Origin of the sequence: Streptosporangium sp. NPDC020072, assembly GCF_040631445.1 — a bacterium.
Taxonomy (GTDB): domain Bacteria; phylum Actinomycetota; class Actinomycetes; order Streptosporangiales; family Streptosporangiaceae; genus Streptosporangium.
This window is the reverse complement of sequence record NZ_JBEYAB010000012.1, coordinates 84,115-96,404: the sequence shown is the minus strand read 5'-3', so window position 1 is coordinate 96,404 and position 12,290 is coordinate 84,115. Positions and strand designations below refer to the sequence as shown.

8 protein-coding genes are annotated in these 12,290 nt (G+C 67.7%); 5 read left to right on the top strand and 3 right to left on the bottom strand.

Going from position 1 to position 12,290, the window contains the following annotated elements:
* Positions 1–86: 86 nt before the first annotated feature.
* A complete protein-coding gene (locus ABZ470_RS27625; protein WP_362914976.1) occupies positions 87–1,262 on the bottom strand; it encodes an ROK family protein in 1,176 nt (391 codons plus the stop codon).
* Positions 1,263–1,621: 359 nt separating this feature from the next.
* Here ABZ470_RS27625 and ABZ470_RS27620 point away from each other — a divergent pair, with 359 nt between their 5' ends.
* From ABZ470_RS27620 to ABZ470_RS27605, 4 genes are all read left to right on the top strand, one after another.
* On the top strand, positions 1,622–3,514 hold the full coding sequence (locus tag ABZ470_RS27620; protein WP_362914974.1) for a DUF5107 domain-containing protein: 1,893 nt from the start codon (positions 1,622–1,624) through the stop codon (positions 3,512–3,514).
* Positions 3,515–3,578: 64 nt separating this feature from the next.
* Complete coding sequence (locus ABZ470_RS27615; protein WP_362914972.1) at positions 3,579–4,916, top strand: ABC transporter substrate-binding protein; 1,338 nt, start codon at positions 3,579–3,581, stop codon at positions 4,914–4,916.
* Between the two features lie 8 nt (positions 4,917–4,924).
* Positions 4,925–5,902, top strand: a complete 978-nt coding sequence (locus ABZ470_RS27610) for a sugar ABC transporter permease (RefSeq protein WP_362914970.1) — start codon at positions 4,925–4,927, stop codon at positions 5,900–5,902.
* Positions 5,902–6,750 carry a carbohydrate ABC transporter permease gene (locus ABZ470_RS27605; protein WP_362914968.1) on the top strand — a complete coding sequence of 283 codons (849 nt, stop codon included), beginning with the start codon at positions 5,902–5,904 and terminating at the stop codon, positions 6,748–6,750. Before ABZ470_RS27610 ends, ABZ470_RS27605 begins: the two co-directional genes overlap by 1 nt.
* 760 nt (positions 6,751–7,510) lie before the next feature.
* On the opposite strand, the gene ABZ470_RS27600 is transcribed toward ABZ470_RS27605, so the two are convergent.
* Both ABZ470_RS27600 and ABZ470_RS27595 read right to left on the bottom strand, forming a co-directional pair.
* Entirely contained in the window at positions 7,511–10,513 is a 3,003-nt protein-coding gene (locus ABZ470_RS27600; protein WP_362914966.1) for a discoidin domain-containing protein, read from the bottom strand.
* 366 nt (positions 10,514–10,879) lie between these two features.
* Positions 10,880–11,089: a hypothetical protein gene (locus ABZ470_RS27595; RefSeq protein ID WP_362914964.1), complete on the bottom strand. Its 210-nt coding sequence runs from the start codon at positions 11,087–11,089 to the stop codon at positions 10,880–10,882.
* Between the two features lie 140 nt (positions 11,090–11,229).
* On the opposite strand from ABZ470_RS27595, the gene ABZ470_RS27590 reads away from it, so the two are divergent.
* Positions 11,230–12,060 carry a PRC and DUF2382 domain-containing protein gene (locus ABZ470_RS27590; protein ID WP_362914962.1) on the top strand — a complete coding sequence of 277 codons (831 nt, stop codon included), beginning with the start codon at positions 11,230–11,232 and terminating at the stop codon, positions 12,058–12,060.
* Positions 12,061–12,290: the final 230 nt, after the last annotated feature.

The following is a 12,290-nucleotide window of genomic DNA, read 5'->3' as shown; positions in this document are numbered from 1 at the left end:
ACCGGGAGTAGGCGTGCCACAAGACCTCCTATTTACTGAAGGCATATAAATAAATGCCTTCAGTAAGAGGCCTGTGCACGGACTTGTCAAGAGGCTCCGCGGATCGCCGCCGGTGTCAGCGGGGTCGCGCTGTCGAGGGCGGTGATGCGCTGTTCGATGGTGTCCAGGGCGAGCCGCACCGCGCCAAGACCGACCGATTCGTCCCCCAGCTCGGAGGTCTCCATCCGAGGGGCGTGCGGACAGGTGTCGGTCAGCTGTTGCCGGAGTCGCGGCAGGAGTAAGTCGGCGGCGTGCGCGAAGCCACCACCGATCACGACGAGGTCCGGGTCGATGGTCAGGACCATCGCGGTCAGACCTCGGGCCAGGTCCATGCTGAACCGCTCAACGGCGAGCCGGCATTTCACGTCGCCGTCCCGCGCGGCGGCGAAGACCTGCGCGGCGGCCCGGTCGAGGTCGGAGGCCGGGCCGGGCGCGGCCGCCGCCAGCCGCTCCGCGGCGTCGTGCCAGCCGTACTCCCGGATCTCGCCGATCTCACCGGCGGCGCCGGCGGAACCACGATGCAGCTGACCACCGATGACCAGCCCGGTGCCGAGCCGTACGCCTGTGAGCAGGTAGATCATGGTGTCGGCGCGGTGGCCGTGCCAGCGCTCGGCCAGCACGGCGAGGTTGCAGTCGTTGACGACCGACACAGGGCAGCGCAGCAGGTGCGACAGCCGCGCCCCGGGGTCGACCCCGGTCCATCCGGGAAGCACGGCCGACTTGCTGACCACGCCGTCCGGGCCGATGATGCCGGTCGACCCCACAGCGGCCGCCCACACGCCCGTCCCGTCGAGCCGGGCGGTCGAGAGCGCCGCCCGCAAGGTCGCCTCCGCCGTGGCGAGCCTGTCGGCCGCCGAATCGCCGGGTGACACCGACACCTGGTGCCTCCCGACGACGGCCCCCGCGAGATCGGCGATGAAGACACTGACGGCGTGCGCGGCGATGTCGATGCCGGCCACGTGGCCGACATCGGCTCGGAAACGGTAGCGGCGGGCGGGCCTGCCCAGGCGCTTGCCATTGGTGTCGGCCTCACCGATCAGCCACCCGTGCGCCTCCAGCGATTCGGTCACCACACTCGCGGTGCGCCAGGACAGCCCCGTTTCGTCGGCGATCTCCCGCATGACCCGTGACGTCCCGTCGCGCAGCACCGCGAGAACGGTCAGTTCGTTCGCCCGGCGCAGCATGGTCTGATCCCGGGCGGCACTGGGCATCGACTCCGACACGGCGTTGTCTCTCCTGTCTTCTTCATTCTCGGCTTGGTGGCATCTCTTGACCAGGCTACGAAAAGTACCAGGGTTGCTTGATCATGATCGCCCATGGCGATCCATCTGGGCCAATACTCGCCCCCTCCCCCCAATAGGAACGAATCGGTAACGGCGTGGCGGGTTCCCCTTGACGACGGGCCGCCCAAAAGCCTTTACTTCAACCACTTATTTACATGCCTATCATAAATATCGCCAGCTCGCGGTGATGACGTCGTGCGCTGGCTCGGGGGCCGGGTGCTCCGGCCACGAGGAGGCCTGCGGATGAAGACGGAGTCGGCGGTCAGCCGAACGATCCAGACCGGGACGGAGTCGGGCCGATGAGCACGGTGCGGTTGTCACACATGGCGATCCCGGTCGCCGATCTCGGTGAGGAGAACCCGCTTCCTTCGCTGCTGACCACCGAGCTGGCGGCGGGACCCCCGCGGGTGGCCGAGGCCGACGAGGAGATGATCGGCAATCTGGCCTACGGACGTGTGGCATCGGTCCTGCCGTACACCATGCAGGACGGGTACACCCGGGATCTGACCGACAGGGCACTGTCCACCGCGGTGGTGGAGAGCGATGTCCTGCGCGCGGAGTTCCTGCTGGGCCTGGGCGGGCGGATGTGGTCCCTGGTGCACAAGCCGACAGGGCGCGAACTGCTCCACCGCAACCCGGCCGTGCAGCTGGCGAACCTGGCACTGCGCAACGCGTGGTTCGCCGGCGGCGTGGAGTGGAACCTCGGTACGACCGGCCACACGGCCCTGACCTGCGCGCCGGTGCACGCCGCCCGCGTGGTGCGGCCGGACGGCGTCGAGGTGCTGCGGTTGTGGGAGTGGGAGCGGATGCGCGGGCTGACGTACCAGCTCGACGTCTGGGCACCGCCTGGATCACCGGTCCTGTTCGTCCAGGTCAGGATCGTCAACCCGAACCGGCACGAGGTGCCTGTCTACTGGTGGTCCAACATCGCCGTACCCGAGCAACTCGGCATGCGGGTGCTGGCGCCCGCCTCCCACGCCTGGCGCGGGCACGACGGCATCCACCTCGACTACGTCACGGCCCCGGACAGCGACCCCTTCACGATCAAGCGTGCCACGGATCATTTCTTCGACATCCCCCACGGGAACAGGAAATGGATCGCCGCGCTCGGCGCGGACGGTACGGGTCTGGTGCACACCTCAACCGACCGGTTGCGTGGAAGGAAGCTGTTCGTATGGGGGCAGGGTACGGGCGGGCAGCGCTGGCAGGAGTGGCTGTCCCCACCGGGATCGCCCTACCTGGAGATCCAGGCCGGGCTGGCCCGGACCCAGCTTGAGCACCTGGCCCTGGCCGCCGGTGAGAGCTGGTCATGGGTCGAGGCGTACGGACTTCTGCACGCCGACGGAGATCCGGAAGCGGCCCTCGAGTCCATGCTTCCACGGTCGGCCATGGACGACGTCGAGGGCTGCCTCGACCGGCCGCCGACGGAGATCCTGCACGCCGGCTCCGGCTGGGGCGCGCTGGAGTCCCGGCTGCGCGAACTCGCGTCGCCCGCCATCCCTTTCCCTGACTCGACGCTGGGCGCGGAGCAGGAGCCCTGGTCACGACTGCTGCGGACCGGCGAGATGCCCGATGGCATGCCGAACACCGCGCCGGTGTCCTACCAGGTCGGGCCGGACTGGCGGGCGCTCCTTGAGACGGCGCCCCCCACCTGGTCGGGGCTGCTCCACCTGGGCGTGGCCCGCTTCCACGCGGGCGATGCCGAAGGAGCGGCCGCGGCGTGGGAGTCGTCGGCGGCTCTCACCCGCAACCCTTGGGCGCTGCGCAATCTCGCTGTTGTGGCACGGCGGGCGGGCGATGTCGAGTCGGCGGCCGTCCTGCTGCGCGAGGCGCACTCCATGGCGCCCGCGGTCCGCGCGCTGGCTGTCGAGACCCTCGACGCGCTCACCGAGGTCGATCCGGTTGAGGCGCTCACGTTCGTCGACGGACTCGCCTCCGACGTGCGTACGCACGGCCGGATCCGCATGCTCGAATGCGCCGCCGCCATCAGAGCGGGCCGTCTGGAACGGGCACAGCGCATCGCCGACTCCAGCCTGGTCGTCGACGACCTGCGTGAGGGCGAGGACTCTCTCGGCGACCTGTGGTTCCGCTACCACGAGGCCCGGGTCGCCGCAGCCGATCCGGCGTCCACTCCACAGCGTGTACGCGAGGAGAACCCGGTGCCGCGACCCTACGACTTCCGGATGGGGTGACACGAGCCCCGTGCGTCCCGAACCGGCAACCAAGCAGAACGACCTCGAAGGAAGGGCGACAACCATGAACATGGCCTGGAAGCGGCACAAACTGCTCGCCGTCGCGGTTGCGGCGATGATCGCGGCACCGTTGACCGCCTGTGGCGCCGACGGCGACGACAACCTCTCCACCTCCTCCGGCGGTGAACTCACCTACTGGTCCATGTGGAAGCAGGGTGAGGACCAGCAGAAGGTCATCCAGGCCGCGATCGACGAGTTCACCACCGCCACCAAGATCAAGGTCAAGGTGCAGTGGACCGGCCGGGACGTGCTCCAGACTGTGGCGGCCCGGATGAACACCGGCAACGTGCCCGACCTCACCGACAACGGCGGCGCCGAGATCAGCGGCGCCCTGGTGAAGGTCGACGGGGTCACCGGCCTCGCCGACGTCTACTCCTCGACCATCGACGGCGAGGACAGGAAGGTCGGCGACGTGATCCCGGCAGGCCTGGTCACCCCGTACAAGACCAGTGGCGGCGAGCCTTGGATCGTGCCATACGAGATCATCGGCAACACCCTCTGGTACAACGGCGCCAACGCCGACAACGGTCTGGCCGCCAAGCAGCCCGCGACCTGGGACGAGTTCATGGCCTGGCTCGACGCCCAGAAGGCCAAGGGCCGCACCTCCATCGCACTCGACGGTGACGTGGCGGGCTACGTCGCAGGCTGGACCACCTGGTCGGTCATCCGGCACGGCGGAGTCGGGCTGCTGAACAAGGCGGCGCAGGACAAGACCGGTGCCACCTTCGACGACCCGGCTTTCACCGCCGCGGCCACGGACGTCGAAAAGCTGATCAAGGGCGGCTACATCGTCAAGAACTCCAACGCCACGAAGTGGCCGGCCCAGCAGAACAACTGGGCGGCGGGTAAGTCCCCGACCGATGTCCTGCTCATGGGCACCTGGGCACCGAGCGAGACCGGCCCTCAGGCCGCGCCCGGATTCCAGTACCGTTCCTTCCCGTTCCCCACGGTCACCGACGGCAAGGGCGACAACGCCGCCAGCACCGGAGTCATCGGCTTCGCGATTCCCGCCAAGGCCAAGCACTCCGCCGAGGCCAAGAAGTTCATCGCGTTCTTCATGAACAAGGACCGCATCGGCAGGATCGCCTCCGAGGCCAAGAACCTCACACCACGAAACGACGTCGCCGCGCCCGCGGAACTCGCCGACTTCCAGAAGGAGTTCCTGGCCGCGGGTGAGAACGTCTTCCCGCCGAACGACAACGTCTCCGCGGTCGCGCCGCAGTGGGCGACCAACGTGTGGGAGCAGACCAACGCCGACTTCTTCAACGGAAAGCTCGACGCGGCCGGTTTCGTCAAGCAGCTCAAGGAGAAGACCGTCCAGCTTTACAAGAACGACCAGTAGAACAGCGTATGCGGACCAAGATCGCGGGCGGCACGACCGCCGCCGCCCAGACCCCACGCCTCATCCGTTCACGGTCTGCTTCGGACCGGTCCAGCGCCCTGAGCCGGCAACGGAAGAAGCTGTACTGGCCGTTCGTCACACCGGCGTTGCTGGTCTATCTGGCGCTGTTCTTCGGGCCGGCCCTGGCCGGGTTATGGATCAGCTTCCAGTCCTGGCGGGGCTCCGGCGACCAGATGCGGTTCGTCGGAGCGAAGAACTACCGGCGTCTCTGGGATGATCCCGCTTTCATGACGGCCTTCGGCAACTCCCTGAAGATTCTCGTCGTCTGCGGCGTGGCGATCTTCGTCCTGGCGTTTCTCATCAGCGCCTTCCTTCGCCACATGAGACTCCGCAAAGGCCTGCAGGCTCTACTGTTCCTGCCCTACATCATCTCGCCGATCGCCATCGGGGTCGGCCTCGGCCTCTTCCTCGACCCCGAGGGCCTGCTCAACGGCGGTCTGCGAGGAGTCGGCCTGTCCTCGCTGGCCAAACCCTGGCTGGCACCGGACCAGCTCTTCACGACCATCCTCGTCGGAATCATCTGGGTCACCACCGGCTTCTACGTCATGCTCCTCATGGCCGGTGAGGACCGCATCCCGAAGTTCTTCTACGAAGCCGCGCAGGTGGAGGGCGCGACACGATTCCAGCAGTGGCGGCATGTGACGGTTCCGCTCAGCTGGGACGTCATCTCGGTAGCGGCCGTGCTCTGGGTCATCAACTCGCTGAGGATCTTCGAGTTCGTCTACGCCTTCACCGGCACCGCGGGCAATCCGCCCGAGCAGGTCCGCACGGTTCCGATCTACCAGTTCCTCATGACGACGGGCGGCAAGAACCCCGCCTACGACATGGGCTATGGATCCGCCATGGGCGTGGTAATGGTGGTACTGATCGTCATCCTCGTCGTCTTCATGCGACGGGTCATGCGCCGAGAGGCGGTGACCTTCTGATGGGAAGGACACTCAGTCCGGTCGTCCGCGCCTTCGTGTGGCTGTGGGTCATATCCAACGTCGTCCTGTTCGTCTGGATCTTGTTCACGTCGCTCAAGAGCAGTGGCGAGGTTTTCGGCTCCCCGTTCAAGCTCCCCACCAGCCCGGAGTGGACCAACTACGAAAGCGCCTGGAGCGTTTCGGAGATGGGCCAGGGCTTTTTCAACTCGGTCGTCATCGTGACCGCGGCGTCTGTGACCACGATCGTCCTGGCGGCGCCGACCGCGTACATGCTGACGCGCGGCGGTACGCGCACCGCCGGTCCGCTGACCGGCTTCTTCGCGGTCGGCATGGGCATTCCGATCCAGGCGGTGATCGTCCCGGTCTTCGTCCTCATGCAGAACATCTCGATGACCTTCAACGAGGCCTTCGGCTGGTGGGACGACCGCATCAGCCTCAGCGCCATCTACGTGGCCACGTCGCTGCCGTTCGCCATCTTCCTGCTCACCGGGTTCTTCCGCACCCTGCCCGGCGAGATCGAGGAGGCCGCCGCCCTCGACGGCGCCGGCGGAATCCGCATCTTCGCCCAGATCATGCTTCCACTCGCCCAGCCAGGCCTGATCACCGCGTTCATCCTCACGGTGATCAGCCTCTGGAACGAGACCCTTCTGGCCCTGATGCTCATCACCGACACCGAGCAGTACACGCTGCCGCAGGCGCTTCTCGGCCTCTACCAGACCATGCAGTACACATCCAACTGGGGCGGGTTGTTCGCCGGCGTCGTCATCGTCATCCTGCCCATCATCGCCGTCTACATCTGGCTCAGCCGCCGGATCATGGAAGGCATGACCCTGGGCGCGGGCAAATGAACCAGGAGACCGAACCGCTCCAGGTCAGATGAGGTCCGATCTCTCGTATCGGATCCGAGCCGTGCCACCGGACGACGTGTGTCCACCGGTGAGCCGGGCGGTACGGCACGAGCGAACCGGTGGCCGAGGCCCCTGACCGTCGAGCCGTACTCGAATCCGGCGGCCTGGGGCCGGCAACGTGGTACACAGGCGCGATCCTCCGACCGGGTCCGGCTTCGAAGCCGTGTGGTTCCGGCGATGGGGAGGCCACGCAGAAGATCTGCGGCGGCCTCCCTTTTTCTGTGCGGCCATGAGCCGCCGGCTCCTCTCTGTGGAGATCCCTCGGACGGGTGTGGCCGGGCCCGGCACGACGCTGTTGACGAACACCTGGGGCGCGGCTGCGCCGTTCGCAGGACCGGTGCCGTGAGGCCTTGAGAATCCCGGCAGGGCCGACGTATGGGACCCCCACCTCGGTCTTCCGGGAAGCGATGAGGGCCGCGTACGCTCACCGGTCCGCCGCCTTCCTGCCCCGCAGGGCCGCCGGGCGTCTGAGCACCTCCGCGCCCCATCCCCGGCTCGTCACGCTCCCTGACCTGTGCGGCCCGCCGCCTGAGCGGCCTGGCCGGTTCCGATCCGCACCACCACACCCGATTCCGGCAGGCTCACGAGCGTCTGAGTACCCGCCTGTTCGGACGGACCCGGGCATGCCTCTGCTCCGCCCCCGGTGTCGACGGTGGGGGCGGAGCAGAGATCTGTCAGGACCGTGGTCTACGACCTCAGGTCAGGGCTTGGTTCCGTTGACGACGACATTGGTGATGTGCCCGCTGGGGTTGGCGGAGTTGGCGGTGACGTTCACCCGTACGTACCGGGCGGTCGTGGCCAGTGGGTAGCTGTCCCCCGCGCTGGTCGCCGGGGTGGTGGTGTTCTTGGTGCCGACCGTGGTCCACGTCGTGCCGTCGGTGCTGACCTGGACGTCGTACTTGTAGTAGCGGCCGTCGGCGTAGTAGTTGGTGACGGTGACGTTGCTGAGCCGGTAGACGTCCTGCAGGTCTACCTGCCACCACCCGGGCAGTGGCCAGGTGGCCCAGTACGACCCGGCGTCGGCGTCGACGGCCATACCCGCGGGATGCCCGGCCTCGCTGCTCTGCGCGGTGGCCGGCTTGTTCAGGGCCAGGTTCACGGCGGGGGTTCCGTTGACGACGACTGTGGCGAGATGCCCGTTGGAACCGGCGGAGGCGCCGGTCATGTTCACCCGTACGTACCGGGCGGTCGTGGTCAGGGGATGGAGGTCACCGGTTTCGGTCGCCGGGTTGGCGTTGTCCTTGGTGGCGACCGTCGTCCACGTCGTGCCGTCGGTGCTGACCTGGACGTCGTACTGGTAGGAGCGGTTGCCGCCCGGAGGATTGACGACGGTGACGTTGCTGAGCTGGTAGACGTCCCGCAAGTCGACCTGCCACCACTGCGGCAGCGGGCCGTCCGCTGCCCAGGACGAGCCGGGGTCGGAGTCGACCGCCAGTTCCGCGGCGTGCTCGGCCCCGCTGCTCTGCGCGGTCGCGGGCTTCTTCAGGGCCAGGTTCAGGGCGGGGACGCCGTTGACGATGACGTCTTCGAGGCGACCTCCGTCGCGCTCCGAGCTGCCGGTCAGGTTGATCCGTACATACCGAGCGGTCGCGGACAGCCGGTGACTGTCTCCGGTTTCGGTCGCCGGGTTGGCGTTGTCCTTGGTGGCGACCGTCGTCCACTTCGTCCCGTCGATACTGACCTGGACGTCGTACCGGTAGGAGCGCTTGGGCCTGTGGTCGTTGACGACGGTGACGTTGCTGAGCTGGTAGACGCCCTGCAGATCGACCTGCCACCACTGCGGCAGCGCCCCGCCCGCGCCCCAGAACGTCCTGGCGTTGGAGTCGACCGCGCGGCTCGCCGCGTGTCCCGGCCTCTCGTTCTGTGCGGTGGCGGGCTTGTTCAGGGCCAGGTTGGTGCTCTGGCCGGCCGCGCGAAAGGCGACGGTCTGCTCACCGGCCGTACGGTTGCCGCCGACGGCGTTGCCAGTCTCGTCGGTCCACGACCGCGTCGGCGTGGTCTCCGCCAGCCGGTCGGCGTCGGACGACATGCCCAGCACCAGGCCGCTGTGGCGGTTGACCAGGCGGTAGGAGCCCGCGGGTGAGACGTTCTTGACGATGAACCACTGCTGCCCGGCCGTACTGTCGGAGGGGACGACGGTGAGCTTGGTGCCCCAGGCGCGGGAGGTGGTCGTGGCGGAGTCGACGCCGAGCGCCTGCCCGCTCGCCACGTTGACGATGCTGTAGGCGCCGTCGCCCGTGGGCTGGAACGACCACTTCTCGCTCGCCGAGCCGGTGGGCGAGGCCACCGAGGTGGTCGCCGTCGAGCCGGGCACCTGGGCCAGGGTCCTGCCCGACGAGCTCGTGATCTGGTAGGCGAGACTCGGGCTGACCGGCGTGGCGGGGGTTGTGCTGTCGACGGTGATGTTGCGCCATTCCGACCCGCCGCTGGGGCAGCCGAAGTCGCAGTACTCGCGGTAGGTGCGACCCGTGACGGTGCCGCCGATCTTGCCGACCGGATCGACGAGCCAGTGGTACCAGTAGTCGGCGTACTTGACGTCGCCGGTGTCGCCGATCTTGTACCACTTCTGGGTGGCCAGGTCGTCGGTGACGTAGATCGGCATCGGGCTCTTGGGGGAGGCGTCGGTGTTGACCGGGTTGGCGGTGCCCATGTAGAGGCCGAGGTAGGCGTTGTAGGTGACGCTCATGTAGAGCAGCGGCGACTGGCCGGGGATCTTCCCTGCGGCGATCTGCTCGGCGACCGTGCCGGTGTTGAGAGGGTCGTACTCCTCGGCCGCCGGGGTGTAGCCGTTGGGATTGGACGTGGTGACCGGGACGATGTTGCTTTCCTTGCCGCCGATGCCGGGCTCGGTCCAGGCGCCGTTGTACCACTTCTGCCAGGTCCCGGGCGCGAGCTTGCCGGACATGGGGGCCCGGGCGACGCGTTCGTGGCGCATGTTCCAGGTGCCGGGCGGGAAGCCTTTGTTGAGGATCTGTGTCCCGTAGTAGACGTAGAAGTAGCCGGACGCCGGGTCGGCGAACAGGCGCTGGTCGCCGCCTCCCATGTAGTAGGTCTGGTTCGGGAAGGCCACGTTGTCCCTGCGTACCGTGCTGTACGGCGAGGTGATCACGTGGTCCTTGATGTCCCATGTCTTGCCCTGGTCGGTGGAGACGGCGTAGTCGATCGAGTCGTAGTGCATGCCGTCGCCGTGGGGCGCCATCGTGAACTCGTTGTGCACCAGCCCGATCCAGTCACCGGTGTCCGGGTCGACCCAGGTCCCGATCAGGTCGCAGTAGTTCTTCTGCCAGGTCGTGGGCGGGGGCGGGTAGGAGGCGATCTTGCCGGTCGGGCTGTTGTTGCAGCGCCAGGTCGTGTCGTTGTTGCGGTCCAAGGGGTTGTTCGGGTTGACCGCGTCGCTGATCGCCGCCGAGCGTTTGGCGTCGTCGAAGTCGGTGCCGGTGAAGAACGCCCAGTACCGAGGGTCGTTGGCGTTGTACAGGGCGGCGGACTGCTGGGTGTAGAACGTTCCGTCCTTGTCGACGAACGGCGAGGCAGGAGAGTCGGTGGAGTACTGGTTGGGACCGGTGGCCCCGGTCGTGACCGTATAGGTGGCGGTGGGGGGAAGCGGGGGTGCCGCCGATGCGGATGACGGTCCCGTCGCGACGACGGCTGTGGCCGCGATGGTGACCCCTAGAGCCGCGACGACCGGGTGTAAGCGGGGCATGGACCCTCCCGATTTTCGGAAGTCACATAAATAAGTGCTTGCAGTAAAGGAGGCCGGTCGCACGTTTGTCAAGGGTTCTTCCACGGCGGGCTCCCCTGCCCCCCTTCGTGCGCAGGCCCCTGGCCGTACGGTCGCGCCACACCGGGCCACGGCCACGACGACGTCCTCCACGCCTCGGCGACCTCGCGGCGCGATCATCGCCCCGGGCGTCGGTTGCCGCGACGTGTGGGCGATCACGCGGCTCGGCCGCCACCGGCCTCGGCGACGGACGCCCGACGGGTCCTCATCGCCCCTGCCAGGGGTCACGACACGATCGGCCGCACCGAATTCTCACGGCCCGCCCATCTCTACCACTCCAGCGAAGAGTCACATATGACGTAACACGCGGCTTTCATTGCAGTCAGAGGCCCGGTGAGACGGGATAGTGGCCTTGCCTTCGTTGACGCGACTGCCAACAACCAGGAAACCGTTGGCAATTTCCGCGCGTTCGCCACCCGCCCCGGCGGCCCTTGTGACGGATTCGACGGCGATGACCAACCGGAGTGCCGCGGCCCGCGTGCCCTCATCCAGGATCACCCGCCACACCCCGCCCAATCGGCACCTCGGCCCCTCGGCAAGGCCCACATCCCGGCGGAGACAGGGAAATCCGCCGATCAGGTTTCCTTTCCCGGCATCGCGGTACGCGATAGGGAGTCGGACAAAAAGGGAGAAACCGGATGATTACCCAGAACCAGATCTCAACGGTGATCGACCAGACCGTCTACGACAACCACGGGGACAAGATCGGCAAGGTCAAGCACGTCTACCTCGACGACAACACCGGTCGTCCCGAGTGGCTGTGCGTGCGGACCGGGCTGTTCGGCATCAACGAGACCTTCGTCCCCATCCAGGGCGCCGACGTGGTCGGCGACCACGTCGAGGTCGCCTACGACAAGGACCGCATCAAGGACGCTCCCAACATCGACGTCGAGTCCGGCGGCCACATGTCGCCGCAGGAGGAGCGCGAGCTGTACAACTACTACGGCATCGACCTGGACGCCTCCTGGAGGGAGGCCAACCAGCCGGGTGAGACCGGCTGGGCGCACACCGGCGGCCAGCGGGAGCGCGAGCGCCTGGGCTCCGTCGGCCGGGAGCGGGAGGCCGGACGCGCGGACCTCACCGGCGACGACGCGATGACCCGCTCGGAGGAGCGGCTGACGACCCACACCGAGAGCCACGAGATCGGCCGGGCGCGGCTGCGGAAGTACGTGGTCACCGAGGAGCAGCAGGTCACCGTGCCGGTCACCCGAGAGGAGGTACGCATCGAGCGCGAGCCGATCACCGAGGAGAACCGGGACGCCGCGCTGCGGGGCCCGGACATCTCCGAGGCCGAGCACGAGGTGACCCTGCACGAGGAACGGGCGGTGGTGGAGAAGAACACCGTCCCGGTGGAACGGGTCCGGATGACCACCGAGAAGGTCACCGACGAGGAGACCATCACCGAACAGGTCCGCAAGGAACGCATCGAAGCCGAAGGAGACATCGGCGAGGACGGCCGCGCCTTCTGAGCGCGGGGGCGACCCGTCCGGAAGCGCCCTCACCGCTCCACGCCCGCCGTCATGACCGGCCGACCGCTCGTCTCGAACCGACGGCTGCGTCCAACAGGTGTCCAGCAGGTCCCGCACGGGGCGAGCACGGCCGGTCAGTCCTCCCGCGCCTCTCGTCGGCTCCCGGAGATCGGGTCGCCTGCCTGTATTCGGGAGCGGCCCTCCTCACGTCGATCGCCCCGGCCCATGCC